The organism is Streptomyces sp. AK02-01A (assembly GCF_033795305.1).
GTDB lineage: Bacteria > Actinomycetota > Actinomycetes > Streptomycetales > Streptomycetaceae > Streptomyces.
Map to the genome: position 1 here is coordinate 97,532 of NZ_JARBAE010000006.1, position 18,291 is coordinate 115,822.

19 protein-coding genes are annotated in these 18,291 nt (G+C 70.4%); 5 read left to right on the top strand and 14 right to left on the bottom strand.

Annotated features, from left to right (window positions below; all coding sequences use genetic code 11):
* Nucleotides 1–215 precede the first annotated feature (215 nt).
* The 4 genes from PV679_RS08875 (at nucleotide 216) to PV679_RS08890 (ending at nucleotide 3,564) form a co-directional block, all read left to right on the top strand.
* Nucleotides 216–1,424, top strand: coding sequence for a S8 family peptidase (locus PV679_RS08875; RefSeq protein ID WP_319679537.1), 1,209 nt, complete (start codon nucleotides 216–218; stop codon nucleotides 1,422–1,424).
* A 123-nt stretch (nucleotides 1,425–1,547) separates the two neighbouring features.
* Nucleotides 1,548–2,096: a DUF1697 domain-containing protein gene (locus PV679_RS08880; RefSeq protein WP_319679538.1), complete on the top strand. Its 549-nt coding sequence runs from the start codon at nucleotides 1,548–1,550 to the stop codon at nucleotides 2,094–2,096.
* Nucleotides 2,089–2,478, top strand: a complete 390-nt coding sequence (locus tag PV679_RS08885) for a nuclear transport factor 2 family protein (protein WP_319679539.1) — start codon at nucleotides 2,089–2,091, stop codon at nucleotides 2,476–2,478. Before PV679_RS08880 ends, PV679_RS08885 begins: the two co-directional genes overlap by 8 nt.
* Before the next feature lie 90 nt (nucleotides 2,479–2,568).
* On the top strand, nucleotides 2,569–3,564 hold the full coding sequence (locus PV679_RS08890) for a ketopantoate reductase family protein (RefSeq protein ID WP_319679540.1): 996 nt from the start codon (nucleotides 2,569–2,571) through the stop codon (nucleotides 3,562–3,564).
* A 61-nt stretch (nucleotides 3,565–3,625) separates the two neighbouring features.
* Here PV679_RS08890 and PV679_RS08895 read toward each other — a convergent pair whose 3' ends face one another.
* The 14 genes from PV679_RS08895 to PV679_RS08955 form a co-directional block, all read right to left on the bottom strand.
* Entirely contained in the window at nucleotides 3,626–4,390 is a 765-nt protein-coding gene (locus PV679_RS08895; protein ID WP_319679541.1) for a sirohydrochlorin chelatase, read from the bottom strand.
* Between the two features lie 6 nt (nucleotides 4,391–4,396).
* On the bottom strand, nucleotides 4,397–5,314 hold the full coding sequence (locus PV679_RS08900) for an ABC transporter permease (RefSeq protein ID WP_319679542.1): 918 nt from the start codon (nucleotides 5,312–5,314) through the stop codon (nucleotides 4,397–4,399).
* On the bottom strand, nucleotides 5,301–6,092 hold the full coding sequence (locus tag PV679_RS08905) for an ABC transporter ATP-binding protein (protein WP_319679543.1): 792 nt from the start codon (nucleotides 6,090–6,092) through the stop codon (nucleotides 5,301–5,303). The genes PV679_RS08900 and PV679_RS08905 overlap by 14 nt, the downstream gene beginning before the upstream one ends.
* 36 nt (nucleotides 6,093–6,128) lie before the next feature.
* Entirely contained in the window at nucleotides 6,129–7,241 is a 1,113-nt protein-coding gene (locus PV679_RS08910) for an aliphatic sulfonate ABC transporter substrate-binding protein (RefSeq protein ID WP_319679544.1), read from the bottom strand.
* 233 nt (nucleotides 7,242–7,474) lie between these two features.
* The gene (locus PV679_RS08915) at nucleotides 7,475–8,854 is read right to left on the bottom strand and encodes a sulfate adenylyltransferase subunit 1 (protein ID WP_319679545.1); all 1,380 of its coding nucleotides are present in this window, start codon (nucleotides 8,852–8,854) and stop codon (nucleotides 7,475–7,477) included.
* Between the two features lie 2 nt (nucleotides 8,855–8,856).
* The gene (cysD, locus tag PV679_RS08920; RefSeq protein WP_319679546.1) at nucleotides 8,857–9,795 is read right to left on the bottom strand and encodes a sulfate adenylyltransferase subunit CysD; all 939 of its coding nucleotides are present in this window, start codon (nucleotides 9,793–9,795) and stop codon (nucleotides 8,857–8,859) included.
* On the bottom strand, nucleotides 9,792–10,373 hold the full coding sequence (gene cysC, locus PV679_RS08925) for an adenylyl-sulfate kinase (protein ID WP_416069673.1): 582 nt from the start codon (nucleotides 10,371–10,373) through the stop codon (nucleotides 9,792–9,794). The genes cysD and cysC overlap by 4 nt, the downstream gene beginning before the upstream one ends.
* Nucleotides 10,370–11,071, bottom strand: a complete 702-nt coding sequence (locus tag PV679_RS08930; protein WP_319679548.1) for a phosphoadenylyl-sulfate reductase — start codon at nucleotides 11,069–11,071, stop codon at nucleotides 10,370–10,372. The genes cysC and PV679_RS08930 overlap by 4 nt, the downstream gene beginning before the upstream one ends.
* Nucleotides 11,068–11,244, bottom strand: a complete 177-nt coding sequence (locus PV679_RS08935) for a hypothetical protein (RefSeq protein ID WP_319679549.1) — start codon at nucleotides 11,242–11,244, stop codon at nucleotides 11,068–11,070. The genes PV679_RS08930 and PV679_RS08935 overlap by 4 nt, the downstream gene beginning before the upstream one ends.
* On the bottom strand, nucleotides 11,241–12,938 hold the full coding sequence (locus PV679_RS08940) for a nitrite/sulfite reductase (RefSeq protein WP_319679550.1): 1,698 nt from the start codon (nucleotides 12,936–12,938) through the stop codon (nucleotides 11,241–11,243). The genes PV679_RS08935 and PV679_RS08940 overlap by 4 nt, the downstream gene beginning before the upstream one ends.
* A gap of 120 nt (nucleotides 12,939–13,058) precedes the next feature.
* Complete coding sequence (locus PV679_RS36170; RefSeq protein WP_416069678.1) at nucleotides 13,059–13,142, bottom strand: putative leader peptide; 84 nt, start codon at nucleotides 13,140–13,142, stop codon at nucleotides 13,059–13,061.
* Between the two features lie 81 nt (nucleotides 13,143–13,223).
* Complete coding sequence (locus PV679_RS08945) at nucleotides 13,224–13,790, bottom strand: GNAT family N-acetyltransferase (RefSeq protein WP_319679551.1); 567 nt, start codon at nucleotides 13,788–13,790, stop codon at nucleotides 13,224–13,226.
* Nucleotides 13,791–13,870: 80 nt separating this feature from the next.
* A complete protein-coding gene (locus PV679_RS08950; RefSeq protein ID WP_319679552.1) occupies nucleotides 13,871–15,160 on the bottom strand; it encodes a GAF domain-containing protein in 1,290 nt (429 codons plus the stop codon).
* A 253-nt stretch (nucleotides 15,161–15,413) separates the two neighbouring features.
* Nucleotides 15,414–17,063 (bottom strand): acyl-CoA dehydrogenase family protein, encoded by a 1,650-nt coding sequence (locus PV679_RS08955; protein WP_319679553.1) that lies wholly within the window; start codon nucleotides 17,061–17,063, stop codon nucleotides 15,414–15,416.
* 17 nt (nucleotides 17,064–17,080) lie between these two features.
* On the opposite strand from PV679_RS08955, the gene PV679_RS08960 reads away from it, so the two are divergent.
* Nucleotides 17,081–18,286 (top strand): YihY/virulence factor BrkB family protein, encoded by a 1,206-nt coding sequence (locus PV679_RS08960; protein WP_319679554.1) that lies wholly within the window; start codon nucleotides 17,081–17,083, stop codon nucleotides 18,284–18,286.
* Nucleotides 18,287–18,291 lie beyond the last annotated feature (5 nt).

The following is an 18,291-nucleotide window of genomic DNA, read 5'->3' on the forward strand; positions in this document are numbered from 1 at the left end:
TCGAATCCTCTGGTGACCGTGGCCCGTTGGCGGTCGGGCCCGGCTTGTGACCCGCTGGCCGGTTTCTGATTACAGAGGCTTGTTGAGTAAATCACAGGTGTATGAAGCACTTGATATGAGCGCGTCAATCGGCGAGGGTTTCGAGCCAGTCCGCCGGAGTTCTCCCGTCCGGTGGGCCATCCCCCCACAGATGATGACGAGGAGACCGCCTCTTCATGGCAACTCGCAAGCGCGCGAGCAGGAGCAAAGTCACCGCCGCCATAACCGCCGCCGTCGCCGTCGCCGGAATCACCGCGCTCACCTCCCCCACAGCGGGCGCGGCTCCGGCACAGGGCATGGTGTACGGAGCCGGCGCCGAGAGCGCGATACCCGGCAGCTACATCGTGCTGCTCGACGAAAAGACCGGCGAGAAGGCCGACAGGAAAGAGCTGGCCGAGGAGTACGGCGGCCGGGTCGAGCGGAACTACACCAAGGCCATCAGCGGATTCTCCGCGACCGGACTGACCGAGCGGGAAGCCGGACGCCTCGCCGCCGATCCGGCCGTCGACAAGGTCGTCCAGAACAAGAAGTTCAGCGTCAAGGAGACCCAGGAGAATCCGCCGTCCTGGGGACTCGACAGGATCGACCAGACCGCGACCACCGGTGACAACGCCTACACGTATCCGGACACCGCCGGCCAAGGCGTGACGGCGTATGTCATCGACACCGGGGTCCGCATCACGCACCAGGACTTCGAGGGCCGCGCCCGCTACGGCTACGACGCCATCGACAATGACGACTCGGCCGACGACGGCTACGGCCATGGCACGCATGTCGCCGGTACCATCGCCGGCGCCGCGAACGGCGTCGCCAAGAAGGCGGAGATCGTCGCCGTACGGGTCCTCGACGACACCGGCTACGGCACCACCGAACAGGTCGTGGCCGGTATCGACTGGGTCGCCGCGAACCACCAGGGCCCGTCCGTCGCCAATATGAGCCTCGGCGGCGGCGCCGATCCCGCTCTCGACGAGGCCGTACGCAACGCCATCGCCTCCGGTGTCATCTTCGGCGTCGCGGCCGGCAACGATACGAGTGACGCGAGCCTCACCTCACCGGCCCGGGTCGAGGAGGCCCTCACGGTCGCCTCCTCGACCGTGGACGACCAGCAGTCCGACTTCTCCAACTACGGCCCGATCGTGGACCTCTACGCCCCGGGCTCCAATGTCACCTCGGACTGGAACGACAGCGACACCGGCACCAACACCATCTCGGGCACCTCGATGGCGACGCCTCATGTCGTCGGCGCCGCCGCGCTCTATCTCGGCGGTCACCCGGACGCCACCTCCGACGAGGTCGCCTCGGCCCTCATCGGCGGCGCCACCCCGGACGCCATCTCCAACGCGAGCGCGAACACCGCGAACAGGCTGCTGAAGATCGTCGAGTAGCGGCGCAGCACCGGCCTCCACCCGGCCGGCCGAACCGGCGGCCGTCGTGCTCTCCCCCACGGAGCGCGGCGGCCGCCTCGCTCGCGCCGGGCACCGCCGGGCCCCTCGTCCTATCGTGAGCTCATGACCACGACATACGCCGCGCTGCTGCGCGGAATCAATGTGAGCGGCCATAAACGGGTCCCGATGGGAGACCTGCGCGAGCTGCTCACGCGGCAGGGCCACGGCGACGTCCGTACCTATCTGCAGAGCGGCAACGCCGTCTTCACCAGCGCGTCGGACGACGAGCGGGCCCTCACCACCGCTCTCGAACGCGCCATCGAACAGCGCTTCGGGTTCCGTGTGGAGTGCGTGGTGCGCGGGGCCGGTTATCTGCGGGCCGTGGCCGAGGCGTGCCCGTTCCCCGCCACCTCCCTGGAGGCCAAGCAGCTCCACGTCACGTACTTCTCCGAACCGGTGGATCCCGGCCGGCTCAGCTCGCTCGACCAAGCCGTGTATATGCCCGAGGAGTTCAGGCTCGGCGACCGGGCGCTGTACCTGTACGCGCCGAACGGTCTCGGCCGCTCCAAGCTCGCCGGCGCGCTCGCCAGGCCCGCGCTGTTCCAGGGCGTCACCGCCACCACCCGCAACTGGAACACCGTCGTCAAGCTGGTGGAGCTGACCCATGGGTGACCGTACGCATGTGCTCTCCGCGGTCTCCGCCGCCATGGAGGCCGAACTGCGCCTACTCGACCCGGCGGTCCGCTCCGCCCCGGACCTCATGGCGGAGCTGCTGCACCCCGGCTTCAGAGAGTTCGGCTCCTCCGGCCGGGAGTGGGACCGCGATTCGATCGTCGCCGCGCTCACCGCGAAGGGTGCTCCCGGGCCCCGGCCGATCACCACCTCCAAGATGAAAGGAGTCCAGCTCGCCCCGGACCTGGTGCATCTGACCTTTGACACCGACTCCAACGGCCGCCGCGCGCACCGCAGTTCGCTCTGGCGGCTGACCGACAAGGGCTGGCTGCTCTACTTCCACCAAGGCACGCCGTTCACCTCGGAGGACGAACCGAGCTGAACGGCCGGGCCCCGCCGTGCCCGGCCGCACCGGGTGAAAAAGTCCTCTGGCCATTTCCGGACCATGGCCGAATGTGCCAAGGTCGGAGGCATGCGCTACATCATCATCGGAGCGGGAGCCGTCGGCGGCAGCATCGGCGGCCGGCTGGCCGAGGCGGAACAGGACGTGGTGCTCGTCGCGAGGGGCGCACACCACGAGGCGCTGCGCGACCACGGTCTGCGGCTCGTCACGCCCGACGGCACCCGTGTGCACAAGCTCCCTGTCGTCGAGCGGCCCGAGGAGCTCGATCTGAGCCCCGACGACGTGTTGCTGCTCTCCGTGAAGACGCAGGACAGCACGGCGGCGCTGGACGCCTGGGCCGCACAGCCGGTCGCCGGTGGCGGCACGGCCGGCGAGCTGCTCCCGCTGGTCTGCGCGCAGAACGGCGTGGAGAGCGAACGGCTCGCTCTGCGGCGGTTCCGGCGGGTGTACGCCATGTGCGTATGGCTGCCCGCCACCTATGTCGACCCGGGCGAGATCATCGCCGGCGGCACGCCGTACACCGGCATGCTGCACATCGGCCGCTATCCGGCGGGCGCCGACGAGACCGCCCGCCGGATCGCCGCGGGTCTGGAGCAGGGCAAGCTGCTCTCTCCGGTCGCCCCGGACGCGATGCGCTGGAAGTACGCCAAGCTGCTGGCCAACCTCGCCAACGCGATCGAGGCCCTGACCGGCCCGGTCAGCGGTGACGGAGCGCGGGAGATCCTCCGGCGCGCCCTGGCCGAGGGCCGGTCCGTGCTCACCGCCGCGGGCATCGGATTCGCGAGCCAGGAGGAGGCGGCCGAAGTCCGCGGCGACAAGGTCACTCTCGATCCCTCCGGCCGTGGCGGCGGCTCGTCCTGGCAGAGCCTCAGCCGTGGCACCGGCACGATCGAGACGGACTATCTCAACGGCGAGATCGCTCTGCTGGGCCGGCTCCACGATGTGCCCACTCCGGTCAATGACACGCTCCAGCGGGTCGCCGGAGCCTTCGCCCGCGAGCACCGGCCCGCCGGCTCCATGACGGTGGCCGAGCTGACCGCGCTCGTCGACGGCCGCCGGGACTGAGCGGCACCGGCGCCCGGCGGCCGTCCCGCGCCGGACGGTCCCCGTGCCCGGGCCGGTCTCGCTACGCGGGCCTGGCCAGGGACGTCATCCACTCCACGGCCGCGGCCCGGTCGTAACGGCGCAGCAGCAGCCGGGCCAGTTCGGGCGCCGCGCCCAGCACGTCGGCCAGTACCTCGGCGCCGCCCTCCCGGGCTCCGGCCTCGATACGGTCCGGGAGGAAGCCGGGCGCGATGACATACGGGGCCACGGCGATCCGCCGGACACCCTCCGCACGCAGCTCGCGCACCGCGTCCTCGGTGCGCGGCAGTGACGCGGAGGCGAACGCGGGCCGCACGGCGCACCAGCCGGTGTGCCGCCACTCCCGCGCGATGTCAGCGATCACCGCGATCGCCTCCGGGTCCGAGGAGCCGGCCGAGGCCAGCACGACTCCGGTCGAGGGTTTGTCGCCGGGCCTGAGCCCGGCCTCGTACAGCCGCCGCTCCAGCGCGTCGGTCAGCAGCGGCGACGGCCCCAGCACGTCCGCCTGCCGGATCCGCAGCAGCGGATGCCGGGCCGATGCCTCGTGCAGTACGGCCGGGATGTCGGCCTTGGCGTGGAAGGCCCGATTGAGCAGCAGCGGCAGCGCCACCACGTCGCCGGCACCCTCCAGCGCCAGCCGGTCGAGGAGTCGCGGCACGGACGGGGCGTTGAAGTCCAGGAAACCGGTCTCGACCCGCAGCCCCGGCCGCAGCGACCGCACGCGCCGGCTCAGGGCGTGCACGGTCGCGGCATGCCGGGGGTCGCGGCTGCCATGGGCGATGACCAGCAGAACAGGACGGTGGTGCACGGTGGATCAGCTCTTCACAAGGAGGCCACGGTTGCGCAGGACCCACCGCTCCAGCGGACTGAAGATCAGCAGGTCGATGGCGATACCGACGATCAGGATCAGGAAGATGGCGAGGAACACCATCGGCATACTGCCGACGGTGCGGCCGTTCTCCAGCAACTGGCCGAGCCCCACACCGAGATCGGGCGAGGACGCGATGATCTCGGCGGCCATCAGCGAACGCCAGGAGAACGCCCAGCCCTGCTTCAGCCCGGCGAGATAGCCGGGCAGCGCCGCCGGCATCACGATGTGCCACGTGCCCCTGAGCCCGGTGGCGCCCAGCGTGCGCCCGGCCCGCAGGAACAGCGGCGGCACCTGGTCGACTCCGGAGACCAGGCCGTTGGCGATCGAAGGGACCGCGCCGAGCAGGATGACGGCGTACATCATCGTGTCGTTCAGGCCCAGCCAGATCACGGCCGGCGGCACCCAGGCCACCGAGGGCAGCGACTGGAGTCCGGACAGGATCGGTCCGAGTGCGGCACGGACGAACCTCACCCGCGCCACCAGCAGTCCGAGCGGAGTGCCGATCACCAGCGCCAGCAGGAAGCCCAGCAGACCGCGCGAGACGCTGGTCCAGATGTAGTCGAGCAGCGTGCCCTGCGCCCAGGCGTCCGCCACCTCGTCCCACACGGCCGACGGCGACGGCAGCTTGTAGTCGTCGGTGACCTTCGCCCAGACGAGGATCTGCCACACCACCAGCACCAGGGCAACGGCGACAACGGGCGGCAGGACCTTCTGGACCAGGGTCCTGGACAGCGGCGTACGTCCGGTCTGTACGGTGTCCAGCGCGTCGAGTCCGGCCTCCAGCCCGGCCAGATCCTGCTGCGGAGCCGCGTCTCCCGGCGACCGCGCGTCCTTCGGCGCCGTCGTGTCAGTGCTGGCCATGGCGGCGGATCTCCCCACGCAGTTCTTCGGTGATCTCGACGGACAGCTCGGCGACGGCGGTGTCCTCGATCCGGCGCGGCTGCGGGATGTCCACCCGCCACTCCCGGGCCACCCGGCCGGGCCGCGACGACAGCAGCACGACCCGCTCGGCGAGCCGTACCGCCTCCCGCACGTTGTGCGTGACGAACAGGACCGAGAGGCTCGTCTCGCGCCAGATCCGGGTCAGCTCGTCGTGCAGCACATCGCGGGTGATGGCGTCGAGCGCCGCGAACGGCTCGTCCATCAGCAGCAGTTGGCTGTCCTGAGCCAGCGCGCGGGCCAGCGCCACACGCTGCCGCATACCGCCGGACAGCTCGTGCACCCGCTTGCCGTACGCGTCCTGGAGCCGTACCAGCTCCAGCAGCCGCTCCGTCTCGCTCCGCCGCGCCTGCTTCGGTACGCCGCGCAGCCGCAGCGCCAGCTCGATGTTCTTGCCCGCGGTCAGCCACGGGAACAGAGCGTGCTCCTGGAACATCAGGGCCGGCCGGCCGCCGGGTGTCTCGATGGACCCGGCGGACGGCCGGTCGAGCCCGGCGACCAGATTGAGCAGTGTGGACTTGCCGCATCCCGAGGCGCCCAGGAGCGTGACGAACTCGCCCGGCGCGACATCGAGCGTGATGTCGTCCAGCACGAGCTGCTGCCCCGCGGGCGTCGCGAAGGACTTCGAGACGCCCGCGATACGGGCGGCGTGATCCACCGCCGGCGTGCTGTCGGCGGGCTTGGCGAGTGTCGATGCCATGTTCGTCACCTCCTGAGAACGACGCGGACGCGGTGGTTACTTGACGCCGAGACCGGCGTCGGCGACCTCGGGCTGACCGGCGGCCTTGAGCACCTTGTTGAGAAGGCTCAGGTCGTAGATGCCGTTCAGATCGGGCTTCTCCAGCAGACCGGCCTTGACCGCGTGGTCGGCCTCCGCCTGGAGCGTGGCGGCCAGCGGGTCGTTGATGATCTGGATCGACTTCCACGCCGGGTCGAGGATCTCCGGCGGCAGCGCCTTACCGGAGAGCGTCTTCAGCGCCTCGTTGGCGGAAGCCTTCGCCTGGTCCTCGTTGGCGTTGATCCACTCGTTGGTCTTCACCGAACCGCGCAGTACGGCCTCGACGACATCCGGGTGTTCACCGAGGAACTTCTGCGACACGATGATGTTCGTGATCACGAACTGCTTGTCCGGCCACAGGTCGGACTCGTTCAGCAGCTCCTTGGCGCCCTCGGAGACCAGCTTGGACGCCGTGGGCTCAGGCACCCAGGCGCCGTCGATGGAGCCGGCCTTGTAGGCGTCCGGAGTGATCTTGTTGTCGGTGCGGACCACCGAGACATCGCCCTTGCCGGACTGGGCGTCGACCTTCCAGCCCTTCTCGGCGATCCAGTTGAGGAACGCCACGTCCTGGGTGTTGCCGAGCTGCGGCGTGGCGATCTTCTTGCCCTTGAGGTCGTCCAGAGTCTTGATCTTCGCCGGGTTGACCACGAGCTTCACGCCGCCGGACGCGGAGCCGCCGATGATGCGCAGGCTCTTGCCCTTGGTCTGGGTGTAGCCGTTGATCGCGGGGGAGGGGCCGATGAAGCCGATGTCGATGCTGCCCGCGTTGAGGGCCTCGATCTCGGAGGGGCCGGCGTTGAAGGTCGAGGGCGCCACCTTGGTGCCGCCCAGCTCCTTCTGGAACAGGCCTTCCTGGATGCCCACCAGGGCCGTCGCATGAGTGAGGTTCGGGAAGTAGCCGATCTTCACGGTGTCGGCCGACAGCGCCTTGCCCTCGGCGGCGGGAGCGGCCTTGTCGTCCTTCGTGTCGGCGTCGGAGCCGTAACCGCAGGAGGTGACGACGACGGCGAGAAGAGGCAGTGCGGCTACCGCGGCGAGACGGCGGCGCGAGATGGTGCGGGAGGCAGGCACGGGAGGTTTTCCCCTCGTTGGCCCGGTACTTACGCCCCTCGGTTCACGGGGACGCGGCCGGGAAGTCGGCAGATCTTCGGCGGTACGGGTACGGCACGTGGGGGGTGCGGGCGCGCGAGCGGTGCGCGTACGTCATCACGCACATCGCGCCACCCCGCCCGTTCCCGCGCCGAGAGCGCCGCTGCCCACGCGGCCGCCCTCCTTCGCGAAGGTCGCGTAGACGTCTACGGCCATCAGAAGTCCCATCCCTCGTCCTCGGCCGACGGCGCCGGGGCGGGCCCGGCGGCGAAGGCCTCGCCGGCCATGCCGGCGGTCAGTGTGGTGCCGTCCGCCGGGTCGATGAGCAGGAACGACCCGGTGCGGCGGGAGTCCGCGTAGGCGTCGAGCGCGAGCGGCTCGGCCGTACGGATCGTGACCCGGCCGATGTCATTGGCGACCAGTTCGCCGGGAGCGGCGTGCTGGGACAGGCCGCTTCCGCCGTCGGGCGCCGTCAGCGTCAGCCGGGACGGAATGTCCTTCACGATCGCCTTGACCGTGCGGGTCGTGTGCTTCAGCAGCACCCGCTGGCCCACGGTCAGCGGCCGGTCGGCGACATGGCAGACGGTCGCCTCGACATCCTGGGTGGTGGCGGGCGTGTGCGCGCTGGGAGCGATCAGATCGCCGCGTGAGATGTCGATGTCGTCGGTGAGCCGGAGGGTCACGGACTGCGGCGCCCAGGCGATGTCCACGGTCGTGCCGGAACCGAGACCGGTGCCGAGCGCGTCGATGGCCTCGATGGTGCTCGTACGGCCGGACGGCAGCACGGTCACCGCGTCGCCGACACGCAGCACTCCGGAGGCGATCTGTCCGGCGTAACCGCGGTAGTCCGGGTGCGCGGCGTTCGCCGGCCGGATCACGTACTGGACGGGAAAACGCGCCGGGCTGCCGGCCAGATCATCGGTGACGGGCACGGACTCCAGATGCTCCAGCACCGTCGGGCCGCCGTACCAGTCCATGTGCGCGGACGGCTCCACGACATTGTCACCGGCGAGCGCCGAGATCGGGATCGCGGTGATCTCCGGCACACCGAGGGAGGCCGCGTACGCCGTGAACTCCTCGGCGATGGCCGCGAACACCGGCTCCGCGTATCCGACCAGGTCCATCTTGTTGACGGCGAGGACCACATGCGGGACACGCAGCAGTGCGGCGACCGCGGCATGCCGGCGGGTCTGCTCGACCACGCCGTGACGGGCGTCGACGAGGACGACGGCCAGCTCGGCGGTCGAAGCGCCGGTCACCATGTTCCGCGTGTACTGCACATGCCCCGGGGTGTCCGCGAGGATGAACCGCCGCCGGGGCGTGGCGAAGTAGCGGTACGCCACATCGATCGTGATGCCCTGTTCGCGTTCCGCGCGCAGTCCGTCGGTGAGCAGTGCCAGGTCCGGCGCCTCCTGGCCGCGGCGGCGCGAGGCGTGCTCGACGGCCTCCAACTGGTCGGTCAGCACCGACTTGGAGTCGTGCAGCAGCCGGCCCACCAAGGTGGACTTTCCGTCGTCGACGGAGCCCGCGGTGGCGAAGCGCAGCAGCGTGGTCGCGGACAGCTCCTCCGCGAACCGCTCGGTGGTGCTCGTCATGGCTAGAAGTACCCTTCGCGCTTGCGGTCTTCCATCGCGGCCTCGGACATCTTGTCGTCGGCGCGGGTCGCGCCGCGCTCGGTGAGCCGGGAGGCGGCGATCTCGGCGATCACCGCGTCGAGCGTGGTGGCGTCGGAGTCGACGGCGCCCGTGCACGACATGTCGCCGACCGTGCGGTAGCGCACCAGGCGCTTCTCGACGGACTCGCTCTCCTTCGCGCCGCCCCACTCGCCGGCGGTCAGCCACATGCCGGCGCGCAGGAAGACCTCACGCTCGTGCGCGAAGTAGATCGCGGGCAGGCCGATCTCCTCCCGGGCGATGTACTGCCAGACGTCCAGCTCGGTCCAGTTGGACAGCGGAAAGACCCGGACGTGCTCACCGGGAGCGTGCCGGCCGTTGTAGAGCTGCCACAGCTCCGGCCGCTGACGGCGCGGGTCCCACTGCGAGAACTCGTCGCGCAGGGAGAACACCCGCTCCTTGGCGCGTGCCTTCTCCTCGTCGCGCCGCCCGCCGCCGAAGACCGCGTCGAACCGCTCGGCCTGGATCTTCTCGGTGAGCGGGACGGTCTGCAGCGGATTGCGGGTGCCGTCGGGGCGTTCGCGCAGCTTTCCCGCGTCGATGTACTCCTGCACGGAGGCGACATGCAGCCGCAGCCCGTGCTCGGCCACGGTCCGGTCGCGGTACTCCAGCACCTCGGGGAAGTTGTGCCCGGTGTCCACGTGCAGCAGTGAGAACGGCACCGGCGCCGGCGCGAACGCCTTCAGCGCCAGATGCAGCATGACGATCGAGTCCTTGCCGCCGGAGAAGAGGATCACCGGCCGCTCGAACTCGCCGGCCACCTCGCGGAAGATATGGACCGCCTCGGACTCCAGGGCGTCAAGATGGCTGAGCGCGTACGGCGCGTCCGTGCCCTCGTCGACGGCGGCGACGGTCGTGGTCACACGAGACCCCTCTCGGTGAGCAGCGCGTACAGCGCGGCGGCGGACTCCTCGACGGACTGGGTGTGCGACTCGATCCGCAGGTCCGGTGAGTCCGGCGCCTCGTACGGGTCGTCCACTCCGGTCAGCCCCGATATCTCGCCGGCCGCCTGCCGGGCGTACAGCCCCTTCACATCGCGGACGGAGCAGACCTCGACCGGCGTGGCCACATGCACCTCCAGATATCCGGTGCCCTCGGTCTGATGGCGCTTGCGCACCGCCTCACGGCTGTCCGCGTACGGCGCGATCACCGGCACCAGGGCCTTCACGCCGTTCGACGCCAGCAGCTCGGCGACAAAGCCGACGCGCTGCACATTGGTGTGCCGGTCCTCGCGGCCGAAGCCGAGGCCCGAGGAGAGGAACTCCCTGATCTCGTCGCCGTCGAGGACCTCCACGCGGTGGCCCTCGGCGCGGAGCCGGCCGGCCAGCTCGTAGGCGATGGTGGTCTTGCCGGCGCTCGGCAGACCGGTGAGCCAGACTGTCGCGCCCTGCTCCGTCACGCTCAACCGCCGCTCCTCGCGCTCGCGTTGACGGCCCGTCATCCGTGCAGTCCGCATTCGGTCTTGGAGCGACCGGCCCAGCGTCCGGCGCGCGCGTCCTCGCCCGCCAGCACCCTGCGGGTGCAGGGTGCGCAGCCCACGGAGGCGTAGCCGTCCGTCAGCAGCGGGTTGGTGAGGACGCCGTGCTCGGTGACATACGCGTCGACGTCGTCCTGCGTCCAGCGAGCGATGGGCGAGACCTTCACCTTGCGGCGCTTCTCGTCCCAGCCGACGACCGGCGTGTTCGCACGGGTCGGGGATTCGTCGCGGCGCAGTCCGGTGGCCCAGGCGTCGTATCCGGTCAGACCCTCTTCGAGCGGCTTGACCTTGCGCAGCGCGCAGCAGAGATCGGGGTCGCGGTCATGCAGCCGGGGGCCGTACTCCGCGTCCTGCTCGGCGACGCTCTGGCGCGGCGTGAGCGTGATGAGGCGGACATCCATCACGGCTTCCACCGCGTCACGGGTGCCGATGGTCTCGGGAAAATGGTAGCCGGTGTCGAGGAAGACCACATCGACACCGGGCAGCACACGGGAGGCGAGATGGGCGACCACCGCGTCCTCCATCGAGGACGTGACACAGAAACGGCCGCCGAAGGTGTCCGTGGCCCAGGTGAGGATCTCCGGCGCCGAGGCGTCTTCGAGTTCCCGTCCGGCCCGCTCGGCGAGGCCCTTCAGATCGTCGGTCTCCGTCAGTGCCGTCATATCTCTTCCCCTCCGTCGCTCCGCTGGAGTCCACGCGACAGCAGCCCGAGGAACTTGAGCTGGAAGGCCCGGTTGCACGCGGCGCATTCCCAGGCGCCGTGGCCCTGCTCATGCGGACGCAGGTCCTCGTCACCGCAGTACGGGCAGTAGAAGGGCGCGGCGCGCTCGCTCACGACAGCGCCTCCTCCGACGCGCGCGCGGCCCAGGTGGCGAAGCGCTCGCCGTCCTGGCGCTCCTTCTGGAAGCGGCCCAGTACCCGCTCGACATACTCGGGCAGCTCCGCGGAGGTGACCTTCAGCCCGCGGACCTTGCGGCCGAAGCCGGCCTCCAGACCCAGTGCGCCGCCCAGGTGCACCTGGAAGCCCTCGACCTGGTCGCCGTTCTTGTCCAGGACGAGCTGGCCCTTGAGGCCGATGTCCGCCACCTGGATACGCGCGCAGGCGTTCGGGCAGCCGTTGACGTTGATGGTGATCGGCTGGTCGAACTCCGGAAGGCGGCGCTCCAGTTCGTCGATCAGCGTGGAGCCGCGCTGCTTGGTCTCGACGATCGCCAGCTTGCAGAACTCGATACCGGTGCACGCCATGGTGCCGCGCCGGAACGGCGAGGGCTTGACCCGCAGGTCCAGCGCTTCGAGGCCCGCCACCAGTGAGTCGATCCGGTCCTCCGCCACATCGAGGACGATCATCTTCTGCTCGACGGTGGTACGCAGCCGGTCGGAGCCGTGTGCCGCGACCAGCTCGGCGATCTTCGTCAGCGTCGCGCCGTCCACCCGGCCGACACGCGGCGCGAATCCGACGTAGAAGCGTCCGTCCCGCTGGCGGTGCACACCGACATGGTCGCGCCACTCCTGTACGGGCTGCGCCGGCGCGGGGCCGTCGATCAGTTCGCGCTTGAGGTACTCGTCCTGGAGGATCTGGCGGAACTTCTCCGTGCCCCAGTCGGCGACCAGGAACTTCAGCCGGGCGCGGGTGCGCAGCCGGCGGTAGCCGTAGTCGCGGAAGATCCCGATGACTCCGGCCCATACGTCCGGCACCTCGTCGAGCGGGACCCAGGCGCCGAGCCGCTGCCCGATCTTCGGGTTGGTCGACAGGCCGCCGCCGACCCACAGGTCGAAGCCGGGGCCGTGCTCGGGATGGTCTACGCCGACGAACGCGATGTCGTTGATCTCGTGCGCCACGTCCAGCAGCGGCGATCCGGAGATCGCCGTCTTGAACTTGCGCGGGAGGTTCGAGAATTCCTTGGTCCCGATGAAGCGGGCGTTGATCTCGTCGATGGCCCAGGTGCCGTCGATGATCTCGTCCTCGGCGACTCCGGCGACCGGTGAACCGAGGATCACACGCGGTGTGTCACCGCAGGCCTCGGTGGTCGAGAGGCCGACGCCTTCCAGGCGCCGCCAGATCTCCGGCACGTCCTCGATCCGGATCCAGTGGAGCTGGATGTTCTGCCGGTCGGTGATGTCCGCCGTCCCGCGCGCGAACTCCTGCGAGATCCCGCCGATGGTCCTGAGCTGCTCCGTAGTCAGCCTGCCGCCGTCGATCCTGACGCGCAGCATGAAGTACTTGTCGTCCAGCTCCTCCGGCTCCAGGATCGCGGTCTTGCCGCCGTCGATCCCGGGCTTGCGCTGCGTGTACAGCCCCCACCAGCGCATACGGCCGCGCAGATCATTGGGGTCGATCGAGTCGAACCCGGCCTTGGAGTAGATCGTCTCAATGCGCGTCCGCACATTCAGACCGTCGTCGTCCTTCTTGAACTGCTCATTGCCGTTGAGCGGAGTGAAGTGACCAACGGCCCACTGGCCTTCGCCGCGGTGACGGCTCACCTTGCGGCGTGGCGTGGCGGTGGACGGCTTTTCCGGGGTGGCGGCCATGGCGGGTACGTCCTTCGAGACTGCGGGAGGGCGGCTCTGAGCCGCACACTCGCGCGGCGGGCGCGCCGATGCGCGGCGGTGGAGCTGGGGAAACGTGGGCTGCGGCTGTGCTGGGAGCTCTCAGCTCGCCCGACAGATGGCGCTGGACATGCGGCCGAGATCGACGTGCCGCCGACTCACCAAGGCGATTCCAACTCGATCCATGACGGAAGCGTGTCACGGCGGTCTTCGGAGAGTCCACCACTATCCATTATCCGGACGAGAGTGTCCCACCGTGCGAGACGCTTATCGCTGGGCGCCGGGCCAGGGACCGGGCGCCGGCACCTCGGGTTCTTCGGCGGTGCTGGTGTCGAAGAGCGTGAAGCCGCGCCGCAGATAGTTGTCCATGGCGTACGGGCCGTCCTTGGAGCAGGTGTGCAGCCACACCCGCTTCGTCGGCGCCGCGCCGGGCCATCGCTCGGCGAGATCCCAGGCCCGCGCCGCGCCGTACGACAGCAGATGGCCGCCGATCCGGCGGCCGCGGAACGCGGGGATCAGCCCGAAATAGACGATCTCGACCACGGACTCGTCCTGCGCCTCCAGCTCCAGATAGCCGGCCGGCGTGCCGCGCTCGTACGCGACCCAGGTCTCGACGCCCGGCCGGGAGAGGGACTCCTGCCACTGCGCGTAGGTCAGGCCGAGCCGGTCGGTCCAGCGGACGTCGCCGCCGACGGCCGTATACAGGAAGCGGCTGAACTCCGGCGACGGCACCTCCGCCCGCACGATCCGGATGCCGCCGGGCGGCTCCGCCGCCGGCCGCAGATCGGCGGGCGAGGTCTGTTCCAGGGACCAGGTCGTCACAGTGATGCTCATGCGCGCCAGAAAACCACGCGTCCGGGCCCGGCCGGGACGCGCCCCTGGTCACCGGCGCCCGGGTCCGGACGAGACGCGGACTACGCGTCCGGCGGCCGCCGCGCGCTCAGCACCGCGGGAGCCGTCGAGTGCGGCAGCAGATCCGCCGGATCGTCCGGCCCGACCACCTCGACGTCGACCTCCTCGCTGAACCGGTACGGACGGTGCGCCAGCACGCCCGACAGATGACGCCGCACCCGTGACATCTCCGCCCGTACCGTCACCGTGCGGGCGGAGTCGCCGAAGACATCGCCGGCCAGCTCCGCCGCGCTCCGGCCCTCCCGGTGCACGGCCAGGACATACAGCAGCTCGGCGTGGCGCGGGGTCAGCTTCTGTGTCCAGCTTCCCGCCGAGCCGGACACGGCGACCGACCAGCGTCGGGGCCGGCTCAGATCCAGCACGACCCGGCTGGGTGTCTGGGCCACCGGCCGCTCACCGTCCACCTGGACCAGCCAGCCGCCGGGCAGCGGCTCGACCGCGCACATGCCCAGCGACGGCAGCCAGACCCGGCCGGCCCGGAACGACTTCGGCAGCGGCAGCCGGTCCACCGGCGGCATGCCGGTGACGGCCGCCGTCCAGCCGTACGGGTCGACCACCAGCGCACGGCCGCCGAGGCGGTACAGGACCGGCGCCGCCACCGAGCGGAGCCGCTCGACGGCCCGCCGGTGCCGCTCACGCGTCTCGCTCTCGGCGAGCCGGGCGATCGAACTGACCAGCGCCACGGTGGTCGGATGGAAACCGGTGGCGGGCCCGCTCACATTCACCACACCCAGCAGCCGCCCGTCCCGGGGATCGCGCACCGGCGCCGCGGCGCAGGTCCAGGCGTGCAGCGCGTGCACGAAATGCTCCGCTCCATGGACCTGCACCGGACCGCCCACGGCCAGCGCCGTGCCGATGGCATTGGTCCCCGTGGCGTCCTCGGACCAGGCCGCGCCCTCTTCGAGACAGACACCGTTCGCCTGGCGCAGCACGCTGAGAGAGCCCTCCCGCCAGAGCACCCGTCCCTCGTCGTCGGTGACCACCATGATCTGCTGCGAGGCGTCGGCGGTCTCGCCGAGCGACTCGCTGAGCGTGCGCATCGCCCCGCCCAGCGCCGAGGTGCGCCTGCGGTGCTCCAGCTCATCGCGCTCCAGCGGCACACCTCCCGCGGACTGATCGGGATCGAGTCCCAGCCGGAGCATCCGCCGCCAGGACGCGTCGATCACCGGCCGGGGAGCGACCGGTGGCCGCTCTCCGGCGAGAGCGGCCTCCCGTACCTGATGGAGCAGCCGGGCGGCCTGAGTGCCGTCCAGGGCCATGAGTCTTGCCAGGTCGAGCGGTACGTCCCTCATCTCGGTCCCCCTGCCATCAGTGGTGCCGTATCGGTTCTGCAGAGCTCTTTCCATCGGTCGCGCGCTGCCCGTTCACCGGTCGCGCCTCTCCGGTAACCGTACGGAGCCGCGCCGCAGATGTCCGCTGCAACGGCTTGCAACTCTGGCAAACCGCAGGCAGGTGCATGAAAGTGACTGCAAGCCAGAGGTGGTGCCGTGTCGGCGCAGCACCACCTCTGGCTTTTCGCGGTCCCTCCCGCCGTACGGACATCTCCTACGGCGCGACGGGCCGCGCCCGGTCCACGATCGATGCCAGCCCCAGGCTGTGCGGCAGTGTGCCGAAGGCCGTGCCCCAGTCTCCGCCGAGCCGTGAGGCGCAGAACGCGTCGGCCACCTCCGGCGGCGCCCAGCGCACCAGCAGCGAACCCTGGAGCACCAGCGCCATCCGCTCCACCAGCCGGCGGCCCCGTGCCTCGATCTCGCTCAGATCGGCCAGCTCGGTCAGCAGATCCTTGATCGCGGCGTCCAGCCGGTGGTCGGCGCCGCGCGTCCTGCCGACCTCCTGGAGGAAGGCGTTCAGCGCCTCGGGCTCACGCTGGAGGGCCCGCAGCACATCGAGCGCCTGGACGTTTCCCGAGCCCTCCCAGATCGAGTTGAGCGGCGACTCGCGCAGCAGCCGCGGCATACCGGATTCCTCCACATAGCCGTTGCCGCCCAGGCACTCCAGCGCCTCCGCGGCCACCGGCACACACCGTTTGGTCACCCAGTACTTGGCGGCCGGGACCGCGAGCCGCAGAAAGGCCCGCTCCTCGTCCGAGCCGTCGTTCTGGACCGAGTCGTACGCCGACGCCAGCCGCAGCGCGAGCGTGGTCGCCGCCTCCGACTCCAGCGCCAGATCGGCCAGTACGTTCCGCATCAGCGGCTTGTCGATCAGCGCGCCGCCGAACGCGCCGCGATACGTGGTGTGATGCACCGCCTGCGCCACGGACTGCCGCATCAGCGCGGCCGATCCGACCACGCAGTCGAGTCGGGTCGCCGCCACCATCTCGATGATGGTGCGCACTCCGCGGCCCTCCTCGCCGACCCGGCGGGCCCAGGTGGAGTCGAACTCGACCTCACTGGACGCGTTGGAACGGTTGCCCAGCTTGTCCTTGAGACGCTGGAGGCGGAACACATTGCGCGTCCCGTCCGCCAGGACCCGCGGCACCAGGAAGCAGGTGAGTCCGCCGGGCGCCTGCGCCAGCACCAGAAAGCCGTCACACATCGGCGCGGAACAGAACCATTTGTGACCGGTGAGCAGATACTCGCCGTCGGCGGACAGCGGCGTGGCGCTCGTCGTGTTGGCGCGCACATCGCTGCCGCCCTGCTTCTCGGTCATGCCCATCCCGAAGAGCGCGCCGGCCTTTTCGGCGGCCGGCCGCAGCCCCGGTTCGTACCGGTGAGAGGTCAGCCTCGGCTCCCATTCGGCCGCGAGCGCCGGATCCACCCGCAGCGCGGGCACGGCGGCGTGTGTCATCGAGACGGGACAGCCGTTTCCGGCCTCCGCCTGCGTCCAGACCAGAAATCCGGCCGCGCGGCGAAGATGTCCGCCCGGCCTGCCCCAGGCGTCGGTCAGTCCCGCGGAGACGGCCCGGCCGAGGAGTTGATGCCAGGCGGGATGGAAGTCGACCTCGTCGATCCGGTTTCCGTAGCGGTCGTGGGTGCGCAGTACCGGAGGGTTCTCATTGGCCCGCGCACCCCACTCCTGGGCCTCGGCGGAACCGGCCGTGCGGCCGAGCGCCGTCAGCTCCGCGCGGGTCTCGTCGAGAAGGCCGGGCGCGCTGTGCCGCTCCACGCCCTCCGTGAGGACCCGGTCGGCGTTGAAGACGTCGTATCCCACCAGGGGCGGGGCCTGGTTGGTCACTGTGTGGGTGGTGGCTGCCATGCCGATACGGTAAGGACGTGCAGCCAGCAAATGAAACACCCGAGCGGCCAGCGGGTCGACTCCACCGGGCCCGAGTCCTCTACCGCAACGTCTCCAAGCGGAAGATGGTCTGGCTGCTTCTGAAGGACACGGTCAACTCGTGCATCGAGTACCGCATCCTGGGCCTGGCGGCCGAGGCGGCGTTCTTCACCCTGCTCTCGCTGCCGCCGCTGCTGCTCGGCCTGATCGGTCTGCTCGGCTATATGGACGACTGGACCAGCACCACCACGGTCGCGTCGATCGAGAAGAACATCCTCGCGGCGGCCGGCACGGTGCTCTCCGACCGCGGTGTCAACGAGATCGCCAGACCTCTGCTGGCGGACATCACGCAGGGCGGGCGGCCCGATGTGATCTCCCTGGGCTTCGCGATCGCGCTCTGGTCGGGCTCGCGGGCGGTCAATGTCTTCGTCGACACCATCACCGTGATGTACGGGCTCGACGGCCGGCGCGGCATCGTCGCGACCCGGCTTCTCGCCTTCCTCCTCTATATCGTCGCGCTGCTGATCGGCGCGGTGGTGCTGCCGCTCGCGGTGGTCGGGCCCGATCGCGTCGTGGACCTCATCCCGTGGGGCACGGAGGTCGTCGCCGTCCTCTACTGGCCGGTGGTGATCCTGCTCTCGGTCGCCTTCCTCACCACGCTCTACCACGTGTCCGTGCCGGCCCGTTCCCGCCGCTGGATAGAGGACGTGCCGGGAGCGCTGGTCGCCCTCGGCATGTGGGTGCTGGGCAGCTTCCTGCTGCGGATCTATCTGACCAGCACGGTCGAGGGCCCCACCATCTACGGCTCACTCGCCGCGCCCATCGCGGTACTGCTCTGGATCGGCATCTCCGCCTTCGCGGTGCTGGTGGGCGCGGCCGTCAACGCCGCCATCGACCGGGTCTGGCCGTCGGTCGCCACGGCCGCGGCGCGCGCCGCCAACGAACGGCTGCGGGCGGCCCAGGCGGCGGTGCTGGTGGCCCGCGCGGCGGCCTCCTCCGCGGAGAGCCGGGACGACGACGCGGCCGGACCCGACATGCCGTCGGAGTTCCCGGAGCGATGGTCCAGGTTCCTGCCGCTGGACGATCTGAAGTCGCGTCTCCTGCGGTCCCGCCTCACGGGCCGGGTGAAGCGCCACAAGGCCGGGAAGAGCGACAAGGACCAGAAGGGCGACACGGGAGACCGGGGCCGCGGCGGCCCGGAGTGACGGCG